Here is a 21256-nt window from a genome sequence, read left to right as displayed (position 1 = left end):
TCAAATTAAGAGGTAATACTATGATTTATCCACTCTTTATATTTAAAACAGAAGATGGGTTTGACGGTTACTTCCCCGATGTTGAAAGCTGTTTCTTTGCTGGCAATACCTTAGAAGATGCTATTCGGGATGCTAAAAAAGCATTCGCGCAGCACATGGAAGTTTTAACCGAACACGGCGGCTATGTCCCTACCCCTAAAGACTCATCTGATTACATCGGTGATCCTCGCTTGTCTGAAGATGGAGGGGTTATTGCCCTCATCGAGTTAGATCCAGCGAAATATGAGTCAAAGGCCATAAAGTTCAATTTAACTATGCCTGGTAATCTATTAACTGCTATAGATCGCTACATTGAGAAAAACGGACACTATAAAAACCGCTCTGCTTTTCTAGCTGAGTTAGCCAGAAAAGAAATAGCTCCCCACTAACAGATTTAGGGTAGGAAACTACCCTAAGCAAAATTCACCCGGATCGGACTTGCGATTCATCGATTAAAATTCAACCTCCCAATATATTGCCATTTGATTTAAAAGAAAAAAATATCACTCACAAAGCTGACAAATGGCATAATTATGACGCATTCACGGCACACAATGATGGCACAAATAGGATACATTACCTTTTTTCATTTTTAGTTTTCAGGATAAAAATAAAGCCGGGCTAACCGGCTTTGTTACTACCTCAGTTTATCCAGCCATTCAATACCGGAAGCTTGTAAAATATCTTACTCTGCTCAGTAATACCCGATATTTTTTCCATTCAAATAAAGTGGCTTCTTATATTGCTGGTTTTCAAAGAGTATTTCCGTTCAGCTATTATGCTGCTCTCACTATGTAATTAAATGCAACATTGCGGGGACGGGTTTCATAACCGCCGGTATTGTTAGCAATTGATGTAACAGTTGCGTCGCCTGTAACATCCCTACCGAGCGGATATTGGTATCTATCTACAGGTCCTTGATAATTAGAAAGGTATTTTCTTCTCTCGTTCCCTTGAGAAAGTTGTATTCTTTTTGTGTTGTCAGTTTGTGCGCTTAAAATAATACGATCACTATCAACACCTCGACTATCATCCCAACCACGAATAAATTCTCCACGCAGGTCAGGTAATTTTCCGGTTGGATACACTGCCGCTAATTGTGGGTAAGTTGTTTTATCGAACTCTGCTCCGTTACATTGCAGCCACCCGGCTGGTGGTATAACTGTAGGCCAGGGAATAGGAACACCCACAGGAATATTATTAACTGCATTGATTAAATTATTAACTTCTGCCTTGGTATATGCACCTATATCCCCAGCCTCTAGACTAATGTCAGTAGACAATGTTTTCCCATTCACCTTTCGGCTATTAGGCACTCTGTCATTAATATTTTCACGCAATGAATCTATTATTTCCTGGGCTAGCTTTTGAGTGACAACCAATGTATCACTATTGCCCACTACATCTGTAAGCTGAACAACACCTTTCTGTGTTAATGAGGCATTTGGCACTTCTGCTGTGATTTTTTGCTCTAACGCTCTGTTTAATTGGGCTGTGATTTTAATTATATCACCATCATCTAGAATATTATCGCTAGATTGTGTAGCGATAAAATCAGCTACCACAGATGATATAATTGATGACTGGCGAAGAACTTTATTTAATAAATCGATAGAAATAGTATTTGGTGGAAACCCTGTCAGTAAATCCTTACTTTCTTCATATATTTCTTGACTAATTATATTCGCATTATTACTAATAGAAAAAGCCTTAAAATCATTCTTGTGACTCATGTACTTTCTCCTTAAATTAAACAATGTTATTTTATAATCAACATATTAAATTATTGTAAAAATAGTCTCCCTTGCAATTCACACTAATCAAAGTCTAGTTCAGAAAAAGAATGTAGTTCAACATTTTTGAATCAAAAATATACCTTCCAAATTTATATTTAACATCTGGAAATTATTTTTATTTCATCCTGTAACTTTTCTATTTTAAATTACAAACTGAATATTCTGGCATTTGGACAAGAATATCTAAGCGGTAATGTTCAGAAATATCATAGGATTCCCTATCTTTGTAGAAAACACGCGCATTGTTATTATCGATACCCTTAAGTTGCCAGTTCTGAAAACGTGTCGGTAAATGCAAGTGCTGAGATACCATCATACACACCTCATCCCATACCTACTCTATAGCTTGTGATATTACAGTTATATATTTCACCCATAAAACAACTGCAGTTAAGCGATATAATACTTGCCACAGTCCCATGACGGGATTAAGGTGACTGTGATGAAAATAATATCCATTGCATCATCGAAAACGTTCTGAGAAAAACACCCAGATGCAAAACAACCACTAAAGGCTTAGTTTGACGAGGCAAAAAATGCCTCATGGAACCGACTACTTATCAAAAAATCCACACAATTTTGTTTTATATACTAAACAAAGTAACCAATTTATAACAATTTGTCGCGGAGTATTTTACCTGTTATAAGTTATTACATTACCTGCTAATTTATGAGATTAGGCTCACTCATCAATCATTACTAAAGTTAAATAGGAACTTCATATAATGGAAGACCCAGTAATCCTTCTGGAAAAAATCCTGACTTTTGCCCATAACGATCCCCGTATTGATACAGTTATCCAAACAGGTTCCCGTGCCAGAAATGCACGTGTAGATAAATTCTCAGATCTAGATATAGAACTGATTGGTTCAGGAACAGATGAATTAATAGGCAATGATTTATGGTTTAAGCAGTTGGGTGACGTTATGGTTGCATTGCATCTGGCTAATGAAAAAGAGGATGAACCAGATTGGCCAACTTGTCTGGTCGTTTTTAACGGCGGTCGTAAGGTGGATTTCACACTGGCAAGTGTTAAGCGCCTGAAAGATATGAAACAAAGAGGCTTGGATGAACTTTATCAACGCGGCTATAAGGTCCTCCTTGATAAGACGGGCCTTACAAACGGACTTCCTGAAATTACTCACCAATTGACTAAATCGTATATTCCATCATCAACAGAGTTTAATGAAAACCTGCGCGAGTTCTGGTTCGAGGCAACACAAGTACCTGTTTATATCACTCGTGGTGATTTATGGCCTGCAAGAATGAGGGATAATGAGATGAAAGACTTATTGCTAGCAATGATGGAGTGGTACGTCTCGATAAAAAGTGATGGAAAGACGGATGTCTGGTACAACGGCCATCATTTGCATGAATGGCTGCCTGAGAAGTTCAGCAAACATATTCAAGGGATTTTTAGCAGTTATGGCAAAGAAGAAGCGATACGAGCATTGCTGGAAACCACAGAGCTTTATACGGAGATTTCTGCTGAAGTGGCAGAAATGAAGGGGTTTGAGTTCGATAGTGAGTTACCCAGTAAAGTCAGGAAACATATTATGCAAGTTTGTTATGGTTAAATAATCTCGAACACCACAAAAAAACCTGTGAGTGTAATCAAAAGTCAAACGAAACAGTTCAATGAGGAAACTAGAAAAAAATGAAAATGCAAAAGGACTCTTCTCATACAGTTACGATCAAGGAAGTAATTATTCAGCAGAACGGTAAAGAGAATACGGAACACAGCGACCCGGTACCACTCGTCGAAATGTCAGTCAGTCTCGCTTCGCTCGGCTCGAACCTGCGACCCGTTGATTAAAAGTCAACGGCTCTACCAACTGAGCTAACGACTTACTCTAGGGGAATTGGTTTTGAATGAAGCTTTAAGATGGTGGGTCGTGCAGGATGACTCGGCCTGCGGCCTCGCCCTTCGGGCCAGCGCTCACGCGCTGTTGTCTCGCTTCGCTCGGCTCGAACCTGCGACCCATTGATTAAAAGTCAACTGCTCTACCGACTGAGCTAACGATCCATCTGGGAAATTGGTTTTGAATGAAACTCTAAGATGGTGGGTCGTGCAGGATTCGAACCTGCGACCAATTGATTAAAAGTCAACTGCTCTACCGACTGAGCTAACGACCCATCTGGGAAATTGGTTTTGAATGAAGCTTTAAGATGGTGGGTCGTGCAGGATTCGAACCTGCGACCAATTGATTAAAAGTCAACTGCTCTACCGACTGAGCTAACGACCCATCTTGTGACTTCTCTCGGCAACGGCGGCATATATTACTGATTTCTCCGCACTACGCAATGATTATTTTTTCAAATTACGTTTAAATGACTACTAAGCACTCAATTAACCCCGAAAATGTATCACTACACCCTTCCGGGGCCAATAATTACAGCGTAGAAAGCTTTTTCTCTGCCAGTTTAGCTGCATTCGAACCAGGATATTGTTTCATGACCTGTTGATAAACCGATCTCGCTTTATCCTTTTGCCCCTTGTCCTGCATGATTAAACCAACCTTATAAAGCGATTCACCACTCTTCTGCGACTTTGGATACTCTTTTACTACCGTAGCAAAGTAATAAGCGGCTTCGTCTTTCTTACCCTTGTTATAATGAAGTTGCCCTAACCAGTAATTAGCATTAGGCATATAACTCGATTTTGGGTAACTCTTCACGAAACTCTGAAAGGCTACAATCGCTTTATCGTACTCTTTGGTATTCACCGCCAAATGAACAGCAGCATCATAATCACCCTTCTCACTGCCCGTGCCAACAGATGATGATGCCTGATTGCCTCTATTATTTGCCGTTGAAGAAGCTGTATTTGCAGTAGGTTTACTCCCCTCAGAACTGGTAGCTCCTTCCAGTTGCTGATAAATATCCTTCTGCCGCTCTATAATCTGATTGAGCTGATACTGATTCTCCTGAATCTGCCCCCGAAGCATGTCAATATCACGTTGAGAATCAGCAAGTTGCTGCTGGAGCTGAGTTAACAGCTGACTGTGAGCATTGGAAATACGCTCTAGTTGGGTAAGGCGCTCATCGGTAGAACCCGAGCCGACATTACTGATTGGCGCTTGGGCAATAGCGGCCCAAGGAACCGCTACGCCAACCAATAACGACAGACCCAAAAAATGATGTCTGAAGTTACTGTTCATGAACTACTCTTAATATGCCAGTACTGCGCGACGGTTTTTAGCGTAAGCTGCTTCGTCGTGGCCCAGCACAGCAGGTTTTTCTTTACCGTAAGAGACGATAGAGATTTGCTCACCGGAAACACCTTTGCCTTGCAGGTACATTTTCACTGCATTAGCACGGCGTTCACCTAATGCGATGTTGTACTCAGGAGTACCACGTTCGTCAGCATGACCTTCTACAACAACTTTGTAAGATGGGTTGTTGCGCAGGAATGCCGCGTGAGCGTCTAGCAGCTGAGTAAAATCTGAGTTGATGTCGTATTTGTCAAAACCGAAATATACGATGTTGTTGTTTTGTAGCTCTTGCATTTGCTGACGAGCTAATTCCTCTGCTGACAGACCCGCATTAGTTTCGTTAACAGTGCCTACACCAGTCTGATCGTTATCAGCATTCTTGTTAGAACTACACGCTGCTACGGCCATAACTGGTAAAGCTAACATCAGCCCTTTTAGCACTTTGTTCAGTTGCATCTCTTTGATCCTTTTAAAATTTGCCATACATATTATTATGCATCACAGATACGGCGACCAGGCAGGAAATTTTACCTGTCCATCGGTTGCCGGAAGACGCGCTTTGAAACGCCCGTCAGTCGAAACTAGCTGCAATACAGTCCCCAACCCTTGGCTGGAGCTATAAATCACCATAGTGCCGTTAGGTGCGATACTCGGCGTTTCATCCAGGAACGTATCCGTCAAAATTTGAACGGCTCCCGTTGCCAGATCTTGTTTAGCTATGTGCTGCTTACCACTCTCTGAGCTGACCATCACCACAAAATTGCCATCTGCGCTTACATCAGCATCCTGGTTTTGTGTGCCTTCCCAAGTGAGGCGTTGCGGAGCACCGCCATTAATATCGGTTTTATATAACTGTGGACGACCACCCTGATCAGAGGTATAAACCAAAGTCTGGTTATCCGGCATCCAACTTGGCTCAGTATTGTTACTGCGCCCATCTGTAACCTGACGAATCTGAGCTGAACTCAAATCCATCACATAAAGATTCAAACTACCCGATTTAGACAGAGCAAACGCCAATTTACTGCCATCAGGGGAAAATGCAGGTGCACCGTTATGACGCGGGAAAGAGGCAACCTGACGTACCTCACCACTCGCCAAGGTCTGGATAACCAAGGCAGAACGGCCACTTTCAAATGTCACATAAGCCAGTTTGGCGCCATCAGGAGACCATGCCGGCGACATCAACGGTTCTGGCGAACGGTGAACAGTGAACTGGTTGTAACCATCGTAATCAGATACACGCAGTTCATACGGATATTTACCGCCATTAGTCTTTACAATGTAAGCCAGACGAGTACGGAATGCGCCTTTGATGCCCGTCAGTTTTTCAAATACTTGATCACTGGCTGTATGCGCAGCATAACGCAACCATTGTTTGGTCACTTTAAACTGATCCTGAGCAAGTACTGTGCCCGGAGCACTCGAAGTATCAACCAACTGATAAGAGATCAAAAAACCACCATCTGCGCTTGGTTGAATCTGCCCAACAACAACAGCGTCAATCCCCAACGCAGACCACGCAGCAGGTGTTACCTCAGATGCCGTCGTTGGTTGCTGTGGCATACGGCTGATATCAATAGGGTTAAATTTACCGCTGTTGCGAAGATCAGCGCCAACAATCGCCCCAATCTCTTCCGGTGCATTACCCGCTCCAGTCCATTTAAAGGGTACAACGCCAATAGGACGTGCAGAATCGACACCTTGGGTGATCTCGATACGAACTTCTGCGTAAGCAACCGTGGCCCACAACATTAAAATGCCTAGTACTACTTTAAAAGCCTGCCTCATTAATCTCTCCCTTATCACGATGGAATAGTCGCAATAATTCGCAGAATATTAACAAACGTCAACAAACAAAACCAGATATACCCGTTATCTTTCAAGTTGCCTCTTTGTTGGCTGCACTCGCTCACCCCGGTCACATCGTTACCTATGCTCCCGGGGATTCGCACCCTTGCCGTCTCGATGCATCTTGAAATCCATAAGGTATAGCTTAATAACATTGAATGGTTTTGTTTGTTATTAATATTAATAACTTCTAAATAACAACTTTATTGAGGTTTGAAATCAAGCGGCGCGTTTTTAAACGCTTCATAAACCTCCTTGCTTGGCGGTTTCGGAATTTTCGCTTGTTTAGCCGCCGCTACCGCCGCTTGGCACAACGCCTGGTCTCCCCCCTCTGACTTTACATCAATTAACAAGCCATCAGGAGCAAGTTTAATCCGTAATGCACAGGTACGCCCACGATACATGCTTGGATCGTAAAACTTATTCTGTATCGCTATCTGGATCTGCCCCAGATAGTTATTAATGTCAGCATTTGAAGCGCCACTTTTCTTACCGCCACCTTTACCGGCGGCAGAAGCCCCTCCTTGCTGTTTCGGTGCATTGGAAGTTAAACCACCCAGTAAGTCATCAACTTCACTTGCCTGTTTAGTGGCTTGCTCAGCGGCTTTTTTCTTGGCGTCAGCTTCGGCCTTGGCTTTAGCCTTTGCATCTGCCTCAGCTTTGGCTTTAGCATCCGCTTCAGCCTTGGCTTCTGCTTTAGCTTTAGCCTCAGCTTCTGCTTTGGCTTTCGCTTCTTCCACAGCTTTTTGTTTAGCAGCAGCGGCTTCAGCTTCTTTTTTAGCTTCAGCTTCGGCTTTCTTCTGTGCCTCAGCCTGCTCTTTAATCAGTTTTTCTTTTTCAGCCTTAGCCTTTGCCGCAGCTTCTTCTGCCTGTTTTTGCTCTTCACGGGCTTTGTTTGCGGCTTCTACAGCTTGCTTTTTCTGTTCTTCCGCTGCCTGTTGCGCCTTAATTCGCTCTTCTTCTACCGCTTTTAAACGCTCCTGCTCTTCAGCCTGTTTTTCCCTTAATTCGGCTGCTTGCTGCTCCGCTTTCTTCTTTCGTAACTGCTCTACACGCTTAGCATCAGCCTGTTGTTGTTGCTGTTGATTGTACTGTTGTACTACCGCATTCGGATCGACCATAACAGCATCAATAACAGAACCATCCTGACCACCGCCACCCATTTCAGTTTTTCGTGTCAGGGAACCCCAAATAAGTAACCCAATCAAAATAATATGCAACACAACCGAAACGATAACAGCGCGATTTAATTTATTGTTTTGCCCGTTTGTCTTTCCCACGCTCGATATCCAAGATCTTCAAATAACAGCAACTGCCAGCCAAACTCAGATAGCCTGAGTCATTAAGCCAACGGATTTCACACCTGCCTGATGCAGCATGTTGAGTGCCTTAATAATCTCATCGTAAGGCACTTCTTTCGAACCACCGATCAAGAAAACGGTTTTTGGATTCTCTTTTATTCGTGCCTGCGCTTCCGCAATAATCTGCGGCTCAGGCAATAATTCCAATCGTTCATGGTTAACTATCATGGTGTACTGACCAACACCAGAAACCTCCACGATTACCGGTGGATTATCAGAGTTAGAAACCGTTTTAGAATCTACCGCATCCGGCAGATCAACTTCTACGCTTTGAGTGATAATCGGCGCTGTTGCCATAAAGATAAGCAACAGAACCAGCAATACGTCCAGTAAGGGAACGATATTGATTTCGGATTTCAGCTCACGCTTGCGACTACGAGTGCGTGCCATAGCCTCCCCCTTACTATTTGTTCTCTGCTTGATTTTCAGCAGCGAAAGCCTGACGATGCAAAATAGCCAGGAACTCTTCCATAAAGTTATCGTAATTTTGCTCCAGCTTATTAACACGTTGATTCAAGCGGTTGTATGCCATAACTGCCGGAATCGCCGCAAACAGACCAATCGCCGTTGCAATCAACGCTTCTGCAATACCCGGCGCCACCATCTGGAGAGTGGCCTGTTTTACCGCACCTAACGCGATAAATGCATGCATGATGCCCCAAACTGTACCAAATAGACCAATGTATGGACTAATTGAGCCAACTGTCCCCAAGAACGGAATATGGCTTTCCAGCGATTCCAATTCACGATTCATTGAGATACGCATTGCACGCGAAGCCCCTGTTACTACCGCTTCTGGAGCATGATTATTTGCATGGTGCAGACGGGCAAATTCTTTGAACCCAGAATAAAAAATTTGTTCTGTTCCACCTAAAGAATCTCGACGCGACTGACTTTCCTTATATAAGCGTGATAATTCAATACCCGACCAGAATTTGTCTTCAAACGCTTCCGCTTCACGAGTTGCTGCATTGAGAATTTTGGTCCTTTGAATAATGATCGCCCATGAAGCAACGGAAAAGCAGATCAAAATAAGCATGATCAGCTGCACCAAAAGGCCCGCTTTCAAGAATAAATCTAGAATGTTCATGTCAGTCACTGCTTAAACTCCGCGACAATAGACTTTGGAAGCGCAATCGGCTTCATTTGAGATGTATTCACGCAGGCGATTAAAACCTCTGCGCTGTTAAGAATTGTTCCATTACCATCAACAATGTGTTGAATAAATGTCAAAGACGCTCTACGAATATCCGTAATTTCGCTCTGCACCTCCAACATATCATCAAGCCGGGCCGGGGCTCGGTAATCAACCACCATACGCCGAACAACAAATGCAATTTGTTCATCAAGTAGACGCTGTTGATGAACTCCATGCTGACGTAACATCTCAGTACGGGCTCTTTCATAAAAGACGACATAACGGCCATTATAAACTATCCCACTCACATCTGTATCTTCGTAATAAATACGAATGGGCCACCGGAACAACGTATTACTCACTTTCAATCCTACATAAGGCGAATTAACGCTGCCACTATACTCAAGACAATACGGCTTTGGAATAATGTGCAAATAAAAAATTTATGGGTTATTAGAAGCCGCATAACATACAGAATTAACTCATAAAGAAATGACACAAACCCCAAATCAAAATCAAGAATGCTGGCAAAGGAGAAAAAAAGATACGCCAGACGATATTTCTTGGCTGAAAACCTACCCCGAAAGTCACACCTGTACATACAGACCATATTAGCAAAATACCTTGCCATATCTGTAATGAACTGGTGTTAGCCGCAAAACGAGCTGGGTCCCAAAATATACAAGCAGCAAACGTTAATGCCACAATAAGGATAAGGCCCCGAACAGGGGCTTTATCCATTAGCCAATAGTATTTATCTATCAACACGACTTCTCGCCATCTTTAGCGGCTTTTTCTTCTTCATTATGCTCAAGAGCTAAGGCAGCGATTATAGCGAAACTACAAGCCAAGAGCGTTCCGAGAATCCAAGCAAAATACCACATGCTTTATGTTCCTTAATACAGTGAATGTTTGTTATCTTCAATAAAACTTTTATCCAAACGCCCGAACATTTTGTAGTAACACCAAATGGTATATCCAAGAACGATTGGGACAAAAATCAATGCAACTACAAACATGACACGCAGTGTCATCAAGCTTGAAGTAGCATCCCACATCGTCAGGCTGACATTAGGATCAGTGATTGAAGGCATCACAAATGGGAACATCGTTACACCGCAGGCCAGAATGATGCCAGCAATTGTCAGTGAAGAGAACAGGAATGCCCATCCAGCTTTATTCATACGCGTCATCAGCATCGTCAGCAAAGGCGAAGCCACACCCAATGCCGGTAGTACCCACAACCACGGATAGTTGTTAAAGTTGGTCAACCAAGCACCCGCCTGATGAGCGACTTCTTTATGTAATGGATTAGACTGAGCCACCGTATCCAAGCCGCCAGTCACAATATAACCATCAATACCATAAATCAGCCATACACCTGCCAACAGGAAAGCCACCATTGTCACCAGCGCACAGAGATAAGTTGCCGCACGAGAACGCAGGCGCAGCTCACCCGTAGTACGCATTTGCAGATAAGTTGCCCCCTGAGTCACAATCATCATCAAGCTGATAATTCCCGCCAATAAGCCGTACGGGTTGAGCAATCCAAAGAAGGAGCCGGTATAGAACAGACGGAGTTGGGAATCGACGTTAAACGGCACCCCCTGTAATAGATTACCGAATGCCACACCGATAACTAATGGTGGAACAAAGCTACCGACAAATATTCCCCAATCCCACATGTTACGCCACTTGCGGTTTTCCAATTTGGAGCGGTAATCAAAACCAACCGGACGGAAGAACAACGCAGATAACACCAGGATCATAGCAACATAGAAGCCAGAGAACGCCGCAGCATAGACCATCGGCCATGCGGCGAACAGCGCTCCACCGGCGGTAATCAGCCAAACCTGATTACCATCCCAATGCGGTGCCACTGAGTTAATCATGATGCGACGCTCAATATCGTTTTTGCCGATGATACGTAACAGGATACCGACTCCCATATCAAAACCATCAGTTACCGCGAAACCGATTAGCAATACACCAATCAGTAGCCACCATATAAATCGTAGTACTTCATAATCAAACATAAGTGGACTCCTGTTTACTGAGCTTCAGGTGCTGAAGTTGTTTTCTGTTCAAAATGGTAACGCCCCGTTTTTAGGCTACTTGGGCCAAGGCGAGCAAATTTGAACATCAGAAACATTTCCGCAATCAGGAATAAGGTATAAAGGCCACAAATCAGCGCCATAGAGAACAAGATATCGCCGGCTGCTAAATTGGAACTCGCCACCGCAGTTGGCAGAACTTCACCAATTGCCCACGGTTGACGACCATATTCCGCCACAAACCAGCCTGATTCGATGGCAATCCACGGCAATGGAATACTGTACAGTGCTGCGCGTAGCAACCACTTTTGTTTACCAATGCGGCCACGGATAACGCTCCAAAACGCCAGACCGATCAACAGTAACATCAGGAAACCTGCTGCAACCATGATACGGAATGCAAAATAGAGCGGTGCAACCCGAGGAATAGAATCTTTTGCGGCTGCTTTGATCTGTTCTTCACTGGCATCAGTCACTTTGCTGGTATAACGTTTCAGCAACATGCCATAACCCAGATCTTGTTTATTTTCATTGAATGCTGTACGAACAGTTGGGTCTGTGTTACCTGCACGTAATTCTTCCAACAGATGATAAGCCTTTATACCATTACGAATACGCTGCTCATGCTGGTCCATCAGATCGCGCAGACCAATGACCGGAGTATCAACAGAACGGGTAGCAATTAGCCCCATAAGATAAGGGATCTGAATGGCATATTTGTTTTCCATTTTATCCTGATCCGGGATACCTATCAGTGTAAAAGCAGCCGGCGGTGGCTGGGTTTCCCATTCAGCTTCAATGGCGGCCAGCTTAGTTTTTTGTACGTCGCCCATTTCGTAACCAGATTCATCACCCAGTACAATAACGGATAGCACAGCGGCGATACCAAAACTTGAAGCAATCGCAAATGAACGCTTAGCAAATGGAATATCACGGCCTTTAAGCAGATAGTAAGAGCTGATACCGAGAACGAAGATCGCCCCTGTCACATAACCTGCGGCAACGGTATGCACAAATTTCACTTGAGCAACCGGGTTCAGTACCAGTTCAGCAAAACTTACCATCTCCATGCGCATGGTTTCAAAGTTGAAATCAGAAGCAATTGGGTTTTGCATCCAACCGTTAGCAACCAGAATCCAAAGTGCAGAGAAGTTAGATCCTAATGCGACCAACCAAGTTACCGCCAGATGTTGTGTCTTGCTGAGACGATCCCAACCGAAGAAGAACAGACCTACGAATGTAGACTCCAGGAAGAACGCCATCAAGCCTTCAATCGCTAGAGGCGCACCGAAAATGTCACCAACGTAGTGAGAAAAGTATGACCAGTTAGTCCCAAACTGGAACTCCATAGTCAACCCTGTTGCAACCCCCAGAGCAAAGTTAATACCAAATAACTTGCCCCAGAATTTTGTCATATCTTTATAAATTTGTTTACCGGAAAGCACATATACCGTTTCCATGATCGCCAGCAAAAACGCCATACCGAGCGTTAGTGGAACGAATAGAAAGTGATACATTGCAGTTAAGGCAAACTGTAATCGTGACAGTTCGACAATATCAAACATCTTGACTCCTTGCTCCTAGCAGGAAGACACCGACTTGCGGCAACCTGACTTCATATAAGCACTTTTCTCAAAGTACTCATGTGGAAGCCTCGTAACTACCAGCAATAAATGCCTTTAAAATATACCGTTATCTTTCAAGTTGCCTCTTTGTTGGCTGCACTCACTCACCCCGGTCACATAGTTCTCTATGCTCCCGGGGATTCGCTCCCTTGCCGTCGCGATGCATCTTGAAATCTATTGGGTATAACAACTCAGTACTCAGTACTCAGTACTCAGTACTCAGTACTCAGTACTCAGTACTCAGTACTCAGTACTCAGTACTCAGTACTCAGTAAATTAAAAACTAATTAGACTATAGGTCAAGAATTGCAACCTCTGTTTAATAGGAACTAATTTGATTAGAGTCAATTTAAGCAAATTAAAGCAATAATGCTATAGTAATAAATTGATTTTAGTCATCTTTTTCTGGTTAGTGTTAATTACCTTGTCTATTATTTCATTTTGGTTGATATATTGTTAATTATTTGTTCATTTAGATAAATATTGATTTCTATATTGCTGTGAAATGGCTTTTAAAATTAACTTCTTATTTTGATTCTTAAGAAAATATTATTATTAACTTCGTTTTTATTAAATTTAATTTTGATAAAGAGCATTAATGAAATTCAGTTTAATTTAATTGGAGAATAACAAAGTGCGAGCCGCACTAAAGCGCGTTCAAAACACTGCCCAGGTTCGCTCTTTTGGTAAAGGAGGGCAAATAAAATAGCCCTATTGGAATGGCAGTTAATGAATTTAATCGCGGTGAATACTGCCTATACAAATAAAAAGGCCACTTCACAGTGGCCTCATAGATAAGCATCTCTTATCAACGCTTACTTGCCAGCGAGTAAATCCTTCACTGCATCACCGATGTCTGCCAGACTGCGGACCGTCTTCACGCCAGCCGCTTCCAGAGCAGCAAATTTTTCGTCCGCCGTTCCTTTACCACCTGCAATAATGGCACCGGCATGCCCCATTCGCTTACCTTTCGGCGCAGTCACACCGGCAATATAGGCAACAACCGGCTTAGTGACATGCTCTTTAATATAAGCCGCCGCTTCTTCTTCCGCTGTTCCACCAATTTCACCAATCATTACTATGGCTTCTGTTTGCGGATCTTCCTGGAACAATTTCAGAATATCGATGAAGTTAGAACCTGGAATTGGGTCACCACCGATACCAACACAAGTAGATTGTCCTAAACCGGCATCCGTCGTCTGTTTTACCGCTTCATAAGTCAATGTTCCTGAGCGGGAAACAATGCCAACTTTACCTGCTCGATGAATGTGTCCCGGCATAATACCGATCTTACATTCATCTGGCGTAATGACTCCCGGACAGTTAGGGCCGATCATACGCACACCTGCTTCATCCAATTTCACTTTAACCGCCAGCATATCCAGCGTTGGGATACCTTCAGTAATCGTGATGATCAGTTTAATACCAGCGTCGATCGCTTCCAGAATAGAATCTTTACAGAATGGCGCAGGAACATAGATAACAGAAGCCGTTGCCCCTGTTGCGTCTACCGCTTCACGAACGGTATTGAAAACAGGTAACCCTAGATGTTCAGTACCACCTTTACCCGGCGTTACTCCACCAACCATTTGGGTACCATAAGCAATCGCTTGTTCTGAATGGAAAGTACCTTGGCTGCCAGTGAAACCCTGACAGATAACTTTGGTGTTTTTATCAATTAAAATAGACATTATTTATTTTGCCCCCACTGCTGCTACTGCTTGCTTAGCTGCATCTGTCAAGCTGGTTGCGGCAATGATATTTAAACCACTGTCAGCCAGTTTTTTCGCGCCCAGATCAGCATTGTTCCCTTCCAAACGAACAACAACCGGTACGTGAACCCCGACTTCTTCCACCGCACCAATAATACCGTCAGCAATCAGGTCACAACGAACAATACCACCAAAGATATTAACCAATACCGCTTTCACATTTTCATCTGACAGGATGATTTTAAACGCTTCTGTAACACGCTCTTTGGTTGCACCACCACCGACATCAAGGAAGTTCGCTGGCGCACCACCATGCAATTTCACGATATCCATCGTCCCCATTGCCAAGCCTGCTCCGTTTACCATGCAACCAATATTGCCATCCAGCGCAACATAGTTCAGCTCCCACTGTGCCGCCTGAGCTTCACGAGGATCTTCCTGAGATGGATCATGCATTTCACGCAACTCAGCCTGACGGAACAGTGCGTTACCATCAGCGCCCAATTTACCATCCAGACAAATCAGATCACCCTGAGTCGTGATAACCAGCGGATTAATTTCAACCAGAGCCAGATCGCGCTCCAGGAACAGATTTGCCAATCCTAAGAAAATTTTAGTGAACTGGCTGACTTGCTTACCGGTTAAACCCAATTTAAATGCCAGTTCACGCCCCTGATAAGACATAGGGCCAATTAACGGGTCGATAATCGCTTTATGAATCAGTTCCGGGGTCTCTTCCGCAACTTTTTCAATTTCAACACCACCTTCAGTAGAAGCCATGAACACTACACGACGTGTACCACGATCAACCACAGCACCAAGATACAGCTCCTTCGCAATATCGGTTGCCGCTTCCACTAAAATCTGACGAACAGGCTGCCCTTGCGCATCTGTTTGGTAAGTGACCAAACGTTTTCCTAGCCACTGCTCTGCGAAAGCGCGAATTTCTTCTTTACTGTTAACCACTTTCACGCCGCCCGCTTTACCGCGACCGCCAGCATGAACCTGGCACTTCACCACCCAAGGGCCAGAACCGATTTTAGATGCAGCTTCTTCTGCTTCACGCGGTGTCGTGCAGGCATAACCAGCCGGAGCGGGTAAACCATACCGTGCAAAAAGCTGTTTTGCCTGATACTCGTGTAAATTCATGATGTTCTATCCATAATTAAGTCTAAGAAAAGCAAAAAATTGGTAAGTTGCTCTCTGATTTTTTGTTGCTCTGGATATAGCCAGTCCAAAGACTGGCTGTACATAATACCCGTTATCTTTCAAGTTGACTCTTTGTTGGCCTCACTCGCTCACCCCGGTCACATAGTTCGCTATGCTCCCGGGGATTCGCTCCCTTGCCATCGCAATCCATCTTGAAATCCATAGGGTATATACATTTGTTTACTTCAGACTGGGCAAATATTAGCGCGTATCTGCCCTGATTATGTTGCTATACGTCCAGCAGCAAACGTGCAGGATCTTCCAGCATTTCTTTGATGGTCACCAGGAAGCCTACAGACTCACGTCCATCAATCAGACGGTGGTCATAAGACAGTGCCAGGTACATCATTGGAAGGATCTCCACCTGACCATTCACCGCCATCGGACGATCTTTAATGGCATGCATACCAAGAATCGCGCTCTGTGGCGGGTTAATGATCGGCGTGGACATTAAAGAGCCAAATACACCACCATTGGTAATCGTGAAATTACCGCCGGTCAGCTCTTCAACGGTCAATTTGCCGTCGCGGCCTTTGATAGCCAGCTCTTTAATACGTTTTTCGAGTTCAGCCATGCTCAATGCATCCGCATCACGCAGTACCGGCGTTACCAGACCACGCGGTGTCGATACCGCAATACTGATATCGAAATAGTTGTGGTAAACCACATCAGTACCATCAATAGAAGCATTCACTTCTGGATAGCGTTTCAGTGCTTCAACCACGGCTTTCACATAGAAAGACATAAAGCCCAGACGCACACCGTGGCGTTTTTCAAACGCTTCGCCGTACTGCTTACGCATTTCCTGAATTGGCTTCATGTTAACTTCGTTAAATGTTGTCAACATCGCCGTGTTGTTTTTCGCTTCCAGCAGACGTTCAGCCACACGTTTACGCAGGCGAGTCATTGGAACACGTTTTTCGCTGCGGTGCGGCAACAAAGAATCCTGGGCAGAAGCAGAGATTTCTGCTGATTTATTACCCGCTTTTTCGTTATCAGCCATATGTTTTTCCACGTCTTCACGGACGATACGTCCACCAACACCACTGCCTTTAATCGCTTTAGCATCAAGATCATGCTCTGCAATCAAACGGCGGACCGCCGGGCTGAGCGCATCATTGCTCTCTTCTTCTAAACCGGCAGTCTGGCGTTTCGCCAAAGTTGCTTCTGTTTTTTCTTTTATTTCTGTCGGCTTACCAGTGCTATCGCCCAGACGGATACGACCAAGAAGCTGACGGGATAGAACAGTGGCATCTTTCACTTCCAAAATAGCTTCTAAAACACCCGCTTCACTGGCAGGCACTTCCAGCACAACTTTATCTGTTTCGATTTCAACCAGCACTTCATCACGTTCAACACGGTCACCCTCTTTTTTGTGCCAGACCGCCACAGTGGCATCAGCAACAGACTCAGGCAGATCCGGAACCAGAATATCTACGCTACTCATTTTATATCCTTTATTTATTCAACGTTCAGTGCGTCATTAACCAGCTCTTGTTGTTGTTGCTGGTGAACTGACATATATCCAACTGCCGGGGAAGCAGACGCAGGACGACCTGCATAACGTAAAGAAGCCCCGAACGGGATCACTTCACGGAAGTTGTGCTGACTACAATACCAGGCCCCCTGATTTAATGGCTCTTCCTGGCACCAGACAAAATCATGTACATGTGCATACTGTTCCAGTGTTGACTGAACATCCTGATGAGGGAACGGATATAGTTGCTCAATACGCACAATAGCGACATCAGTTTGTTCATTTTTACGGCGTTGCTCTAACAGGTCGTAGTAGACTTTACCTGAGCAGAGTACAACCCGTTTAACACCTTTCGGATCAAACTCATCAATTTCACCAATAACCGTCTGGAATTTACCATTAGCCAGTTCATCCAGGCTGGAAACGGCTAATGGATGACGCAACAGCGATTTTGGCGACATAACGATCAACGGACGACGCATACCGCGCAAAGCCTGACGGCGAAGCATGTGGTAGACCTGAGCTGGCGTTGATGGCACACAAACCTGCATGTTCTGTTCTGCGCATAGTTGAAGATAACGCTCCAAACGTGCTGATGAGTGTTCAGGCCCCTGCCCTTCATAACCATGCGGCAACAACATCACCAGACCGCACATACGGCCCCATTTCTGCTCACCGGAGCTGATGAATTGGTCAATAACAACCTGTGCACCGTTGGCAAAATCACCAAATTGAGCTTCCCAGATTGTCAGAGCACGAGGTTCTGTTGTTGCATAACCATACTCAAACGCCAACACCGCCTCTTCAGACAGAACAGAATCCCAAACATTGAATGCTCCCTGACCGTTATGAACGTTCGCCAGAGGAACATAAACAGAACCGTTAGCCTGATTATGGATAACTGCATGACGATGGAAGAAAGTACCACGGCCGGCATCTTCACCAGACAAACGTACCGGAACCCCTTCATCCACCAAAGTGGCATAGGCCAATGTTTCTGCGGCGCCCCAATCGAACAATTTATCGCCGTTCGCCATCTCTGCACGGTCGTTATAAATTTTCGCTACACGGGAGTGCATTGTCACTTCTTCCGGGACAGAACTGATGCGTCTGCCCAGATCTTGCAAACGCTTAACATCAACTTTATGCAGGTACTCTTCATCCCATTCGTGATTAAGATAAGGTTCCCAAGTAAATGAGTGCAGCCCCATTGAGCGCCATTCATCAACGACACAATCACCACGGTCGAGCGCATCACGATACAGGTTAACCATCTCAGTCACATCATCGACTGATATCAGCTTTTCCGCCACCAGCTTGTCACCATAGATTTTACGTGGCGTTGGGTGCTTCTTAATTTTCTGATACATCATTGGCTGAGTGGCACTTGGCTCATCAGCTTCGTTATGACCATGACGGCGATAGCAGACCAGATCGATCATCACATCGCATTTGAAGGTATTACGGAAATCCAGCGCCAAACGGGTAACAAACGCCACCGCTTCTGGATCATCTGCATTAACGTGGAAAATCGGCGCCTGTACCATTTTGATAATATCAGTACAGTATTGTGTTGAACGGGCATCTTTCGGGTTAGACGTTGTGAAACCGATCTGGTTATTGATGATGATACGAATTGTACCACCCACTTCATAACCACGAGCTTGAGACATGTTCAGGGTTTCCTGCACCACTCCCTGGCCGGTAACAGCAGCATCACCGTGGATAGTGATTGGCAATACCATATTACTGCGGCCTTCATCCAGACGGTCACGGCGGGCGCGTACTGAACCAATAACCACAGGGCTGACAATCTCAAGGTGAGATGGGTTAAATGCTAATGCCAAATGAACCTTAGCTCCCTCGGTTGCAAAATCAGACGAGAAACCCTGATGATACTTCACGTCACCAGTACCAAGGTGCTCTTTATGCTTACCCGCAAACTCATCAAACAAATCAGCCGGTTTTTTACCTAAGATATTAACCAAGACGTTGAGGCGACCACGGTGAGCCATTCCTAGTACGACTTCTCGTGTGTCATGTTTACCCGCATGACGGATAAGATCCTTCAACATCGGGATAAGCGCATCACCACCTTCAAGAGAGAAACGTTTCGCTCCCGGAAACTTAGCTCCCAGATAACGCTCCAAACCTTCGGCTGCCGTCAGTTCCGCCAGAAAACGCAGCTTTTCCTCTACGCTAAACTGAGAATTAACAGTAACAGATTCCAGACGCTGCTGAATCCAACGTTTTTCTTCCGTATTGGTGATGTGCATGTATTCAGCACCAATAGAACCGCAATAAGTGCGTTTCAGTGCTTCATACAAATCAGCCAATTTCATCGTCTCTTTGCCGATAGCAAAAGAACCTACGTTAAATGTCTCTGCAAAATCAGCTTCCGTCAGATTATGGAAAGCAGGATCTAAATCAGGAACACTATCCTGTTTCCATAATCCCAACGGGTCAAGGCTCGCATTTTGATGACCGCGGAAGCGGAATGCATTGATGAGCTGCAAAACTTTAACTTGTTTTGCATCCATTGCTGGATCGCTGACAGAGGAATGATAACGCGTAGTATCTTTCGCAAGACGACGAAAGTAATCACGCGTCTGCGAGTGGAGTTGTTCACCGCTGAGTCCCGCATTCGGCAATTGTTGGAAAATCTCTCTCCAACTTGCATCAACGGAGTTTGGATCGGTTATATAGTCTTCATAGATCTGCTCTACGTAAGACTGGTTTGAACCAGCCAGGAAGCTTGAATCCAGCCAGTCCTTCATTGCGCCGTTCTGCATTGTGATCCCTTAAGCTTTAAAAGCTTTAGTTTTCGCCGTGGTTAACTATTACCGTTTAAATACGGTATCGATAAAAGGTTCATTTGGACGTGCTTTATGCATGTTCTCTTTTGGGTTTCAGAACCCTTCAAGGAACCTTTAAAAACGGTTAGGCTGTTTTTAAAGGTTCCTCACTTCAAGCTTTTGTCATCATTAGCAGTTGGCAACTCATTGCTCTTCAATTCTTTGTGCCCTCCACAGAAAAAATCTCGCGGAGGGCAGACCTATTATGCACTATGTTTCAGCAACATAGACTTAATATGGCCAATAGCTTTTGTTGGATTCAACCCCTTGGGGCACACACTGACACAATTCATGATGCTATGGCAACGGAAAACACTGAAAGCATCATTCAGCTTGTCTAATCGTGAAGCCGTTTCAGTATCACGGCTGTCAATCAGGAAGCGATATGCTGCCAGTAAGCCCGCCGGCCCGATAAATTTATCAGGGTTCCACCAGAATGACGGGCAGGAAGTTGAACAACATGCACACAGAATACATTCGTACAGACCATCGAGCTTTTCCCTTTGTGCAGGCGATTGTAAATGTTCACGTGCCGGCGGGTTTTTGCCGTCATTTAGCAAATATGGGCGAATCTTCTCATATTGCGCATAGAATTGCCCCATATCTACAACCAGGTCACGAATAACCGGCAAGCCTGGCAACGGACGGATAACAATTTTCTTGCTACCACGCCGTAAAGCCGAAACAGGCGTAATACAGGCCAGGCCATTTTTACCGTTCATGTTAAGGCCGTCAGAACCACAAACACCTTCACGGCAAGAACGACGGAAAGAGAGTGTTGGGTCCTGCTGCTCTTTAAGCTGGATCAACGCATCCAGCAACATCATGTCACGCCCTTCTTCTGCTTCCAACGTGTAATCCTGCATACGAGGAGCGCTGTCAACATCCGGGTTGTAACGATAAATCGAAAATTCAAGTTTCATA

The 21256-nt window shown here is 44.5% G+C and carries 21 protein-coding genes and 4 tRNA genes; 2 read left to right on the top strand and 23 right to left on the bottom strand.

All coding sequences use genetic code 11. The features are described 5' to 3' along the window. Positions 1-20: 20 nt before the first annotated feature. Positions 21-428, top strand: coding sequence for a type II toxin-antitoxin system HicB family antitoxin (locus LGZ98_RS08830; protein WP_113043795.1), 408 nt, complete (start codon positions 21-23; stop codon positions 426-428). 387 nt (positions 429-815) lie between these two features. On the opposite strand, the gene LGZ98_RS08825 is transcribed toward LGZ98_RS08830, so the two are convergent. Next, positions 816-1772 carry a phage tail protein gene (locus LGZ98_RS08825; RefSeq protein WP_113043794.1) on the bottom strand — a complete coding sequence of 319 codons (957 nt, stop codon included), beginning with the start codon at positions 1770-1772 and terminating at the stop codon, positions 816-818. Positions 1773-1971: 199 nt separating this feature from the next. After that, positions 1972-2148 (bottom strand): hypothetical protein, encoded by a 177-nt coding sequence (locus LGZ98_RS08820; protein ID WP_158536606.1) that lies wholly within the window; start codon positions 2146-2148, stop codon positions 1972-1974. Positions 2149-2560: 412 nt separating this feature from the next. Between LGZ98_RS08820 and LGZ98_RS08815 the strand changes: the two genes are divergently transcribed. Further along, complete coding sequence (locus LGZ98_RS08815) at positions 2561-3412, top strand: aminoglycoside 6-adenylyltransferase (RefSeq protein WP_262977985.1); 852 nt, start codon at positions 2561-2563, stop codon at positions 3410-3412. Positions 3413-3612: 200 nt separating this feature from the next. Here LGZ98_RS08815 and LGZ98_RS08810 read toward each other — a convergent pair. From LGZ98_RS08810 to LGZ98_RS08710, 21 genes are all read right to left on the bottom strand, one after another. Further along, positions 3613-3682 (bottom strand) — tRNA-Lys (locus LGZ98_RS08810). A gap of 39 nt (positions 3683-3721) precedes the next feature. Next, a tRNA-Lys gene (locus tag LGZ98_RS08805) sits at positions 3722-3861 on the bottom strand. Positions 3862-3895: 34 nt separating this feature from the next. Further along, positions 3896-3971 (bottom strand) — tRNA-Lys (locus LGZ98_RS08800). Positions 3972-4005: 34 nt separating this feature from the next. Continuing rightward, a tRNA-Lys gene (locus tag LGZ98_RS08795) sits at positions 4006-4081 on the bottom strand. A 147-nt stretch (positions 4082-4228) separates the two neighbouring features. Next, complete coding sequence (gene cpoB / locus LGZ98_RS08790) at positions 4229-4996, bottom strand: cell division protein CpoB (protein ID WP_113043792.1); 768 nt, start codon at positions 4994-4996, stop codon at positions 4229-4231. A gap of 9 nt (positions 4997-5005) precedes the next feature. Then, on the bottom strand, positions 5006-5506 hold the full coding sequence (pal, locus tag LGZ98_RS08785; protein ID WP_112876179.1) for a peptidoglycan-associated lipoprotein Pal: 501 nt from the start codon (positions 5504-5506) through the stop codon (positions 5006-5008). 42 nt (positions 5507-5548) lie between these two features. Then, complete coding sequence (tolB, locus tag LGZ98_RS08780; RefSeq protein ID WP_228902778.1) at positions 5549-6841, bottom strand: Tol-Pal system beta propeller repeat protein TolB; 1293 nt, start codon at positions 6839-6841, stop codon at positions 5549-5551. Between the two features lie 14 nt (positions 6842-6855). After that, positions 6856-7056 carry a hypothetical protein gene (locus tag LGZ98_RS08775; protein WP_262977984.1) on the bottom strand — a complete coding sequence of 67 codons (201 nt, stop codon included), beginning with the start codon at positions 7054-7056 and terminating at the stop codon, positions 6856-6858. A 48-nt stretch (positions 7057-7104) separates the two neighbouring features. Further along, positions 7105-8181 carry a cell envelope integrity protein TolA gene (gene tolA / locus LGZ98_RS08770; RefSeq protein WP_228902776.1) on the bottom strand — a complete coding sequence of 359 codons (1077 nt, stop codon included), beginning with the start codon at positions 8179-8181 and terminating at the stop codon, positions 7105-7107. A gap of 45 nt (positions 8182-8226) precedes the next feature. Further along, on the bottom strand, positions 8227-8652 hold the full coding sequence (tolR, locus tag LGZ98_RS08765) for a colicin uptake protein TolR (protein WP_228902775.1): 426 nt from the start codon (positions 8650-8652) through the stop codon (positions 8227-8229). A 13-nt stretch (positions 8653-8665) separates the two neighbouring features. Continuing rightward, entirely contained in the window at positions 8666-9361 is a 696-nt protein-coding gene (gene tolQ / locus LGZ98_RS08760) for a Tol-Pal system protein TolQ (RefSeq protein WP_262977983.1), read from the bottom strand. Next, complete coding sequence (gene ybgC / locus LGZ98_RS08755) at positions 9358-9762, bottom strand: tol-pal system-associated acyl-CoA thioesterase (RefSeq protein WP_228902773.1); 405 nt, start codon at positions 9760-9762, stop codon at positions 9358-9360. The genes tolQ and ybgC overlap by 4 nt, the downstream gene beginning before the upstream one ends. 115 nt (positions 9763-9877) lie before the next feature. Further along, entirely contained in the window at positions 9878-10168 is a 291-nt protein-coding gene (gene ybgE / locus LGZ98_RS08750; protein ID WP_262977982.1) for a cyd operon protein YbgE, read from the bottom strand. Beyond that, the gene (cydX, locus tag LGZ98_RS08745) at positions 10162-10284 is read right to left on the bottom strand and encodes a cytochrome bd-I oxidase subunit CydX (protein WP_228902772.1); all 123 of its coding nucleotides are present in this window, start codon (positions 10282-10284) and stop codon (positions 10162-10164) included. The genes ybgE and cydX overlap by 7 nt, the downstream gene beginning before the upstream one ends. 12 nt (positions 10285-10296) lie before the next feature. Beyond that, positions 10297-11436, bottom strand: a complete 1140-nt coding sequence (gene cydB, locus LGZ98_RS08740) for a cytochrome d ubiquinol oxidase subunit II (RefSeq protein WP_262977981.1) — start codon at positions 11434-11436, stop codon at positions 10297-10299. A gap of 14 nt (positions 11437-11450) precedes the next feature. Then, complete coding sequence (gene cydA / locus LGZ98_RS08735) at positions 11451-13019, bottom strand: cytochrome ubiquinol oxidase subunit I (RefSeq protein ID WP_113043787.1); 1569 nt, start codon at positions 13017-13019, stop codon at positions 11451-11453. Between the two features lie 875 nt (positions 13020-13894). Then, positions 13895-14770, bottom strand: a complete 876-nt coding sequence (gene sucD, locus LGZ98_RS08730; protein ID WP_113043786.1) for a succinate--CoA ligase subunit alpha — start codon at positions 14768-14770, stop codon at positions 13895-13897. Positions 14771-14773: 3 nt separating this feature from the next. Beyond that, positions 14774-15940, bottom strand: coding sequence for an ADP-forming succinate--CoA ligase subunit beta (gene sucC, locus LGZ98_RS08725; protein WP_113043785.1), 1167 nt, complete (start codon positions 15938-15940; stop codon positions 14774-14776). Positions 15941-16229: 289 nt separating this feature from the next. Next, positions 16230-17447, bottom strand: a complete 1218-nt coding sequence (gene odhB / locus LGZ98_RS08720) for a 2-oxoglutarate dehydrogenase complex dihydrolipoyllysine-residue succinyltransferase (RefSeq protein WP_113043784.1) — start codon at positions 17445-17447, stop codon at positions 16230-16232. 14 nt (positions 17448-17461) lie between these two features. After that, positions 17462-20269 (bottom strand): 2-oxoglutarate dehydrogenase E1 component, encoded by a 2808-nt coding sequence (gene sucA, locus LGZ98_RS08715; RefSeq protein ID WP_228902538.1) that lies wholly within the window; start codon positions 20267-20269, stop codon positions 17462-17464. Positions 20270-20535: 266 nt separating this feature from the next. Further along, complete coding sequence (locus LGZ98_RS08710; RefSeq protein ID WP_113043782.1) at positions 20536-21255, bottom strand: succinate dehydrogenase iron-sulfur subunit; 720 nt, start codon at positions 21253-21255, stop codon at positions 20536-20538. Position 21256 lies beyond the last annotated feature (1 nt).

The organism is Photorhabdus kayaii (assembly GCF_025384895.1).
Taxonomy (GTDB): domain Bacteria; phylum Pseudomonadota; class Gammaproteobacteria; order Enterobacterales; family Enterobacteriaceae; genus Photorhabdus; species Photorhabdus kayaii.
This window is presented reverse-complemented; position numbering and strand designations above follow the sequence as displayed.

Bases quoted from the DNA above. Each gene is read 5' to 3' on its own strand.
- LGZ98_RS08830 (WP_113043795.1), top strand. From the start codon at position 21: ATGATTTATCCACTCTTTATATTTAAAACAGAAGATGGGTTTGACGGT.
- LGZ98_RS08825 (WP_113043794.1), bottom strand. From the start codon at position 1,772: ATGAGTCACAAGAATGATTTTAAGGCTTTTTCTATTAGTAATAATGCG.
- LGZ98_RS08820 (WP_158536606.1), bottom strand. From the start codon at position 2,148: ATGGTATCTCAGCACTTGCATTTACCGACACGTTTTCAGAACTGGCAA.
- LGZ98_RS08815 (WP_262977985.1), top strand. From the start codon at position 2,561: ATGGAAGACCCAGTAATCCTTCTGGAAAAAATCCTGACTTTTGCCCAT.
- cpoB (WP_113043792.1), bottom strand. From the start codon at position 4,996: ATGAACAGTAACTTCAGACATCATTTTTTGGGTCTGTCGTTATTGGTT.
- pal (WP_112876179.1), bottom strand. From the start codon at position 5,506: ATGCAACTGAACAAAGTGCTAAAAGGGCTGATGTTAGCTTTACCAGTT.
- tolB (WP_228902778.1), bottom strand. From the start codon at position 6,841: ATGAGGCAGGCTTTTAAAGTAGTACTAGGCATTTTAATGTTGTGGGCC.
- LGZ98_RS08775 (WP_262977984.1), bottom strand. From the start codon at position 7,056: ATGTTATTAAGCTATACCTTATGGATTTCAAGATGCATCGAGACGGCA.
- tolR (WP_228902775.1), bottom strand. From the start codon at position 8,652: ATGGCACGCACTCGTAGTCGCAAGCGTGAGCTGAAATCCGAAATCAAT.
- cydX (WP_228902772.1), bottom strand. From the start codon at position 10,284: ATGTGGTATTTTGCTTGGATTCTCGGAACGCTCTTGGCTTGTAGTTTC.
- cydB (WP_262977981.1), bottom strand. From the start codon at position 11,436: ATGTTTGATTATGAAGTACTACGATTTATATGGTGGCTACTGATTGGT.
- cydA (WP_113043787.1), bottom strand. From the start codon at position 13,019: ATGTTTGATATTGTCGAACTGTCACGATTACAGTTTGCCTTAACTGCA.
- sucD (WP_113043786.1), bottom strand. From the start codon at position 14,770: ATGTCTATTTTAATTGATAAAAACACCAAAGTTATCTGTCAGGGTTTC.
- sucC (WP_113043785.1), bottom strand. From the start codon at position 15,940: ATGAATTTACACGAGTATCAGGCAAAACAGCTTTTTGCACGGTATGGT.
- odhB (WP_113043784.1), bottom strand. From the start codon at position 17,447: ATGAGTAGCGTAGATATTCTGGTTCCGGATCTGCCTGAGTCTGTTGCT.
- sucA (WP_228902538.1), bottom strand. From the start codon at position 20,269: ATGCAGAACGGCGCAATGAAGGACTGGCTGGATTCAAGCTTCCTGGCT.
- LGZ98_RS08710 (WP_113043782.1), bottom strand. From the start codon at position 21,255: ATGAAACTTGAATTTTCGATTTATCGTTACAACCCGGATGTTGACAGC.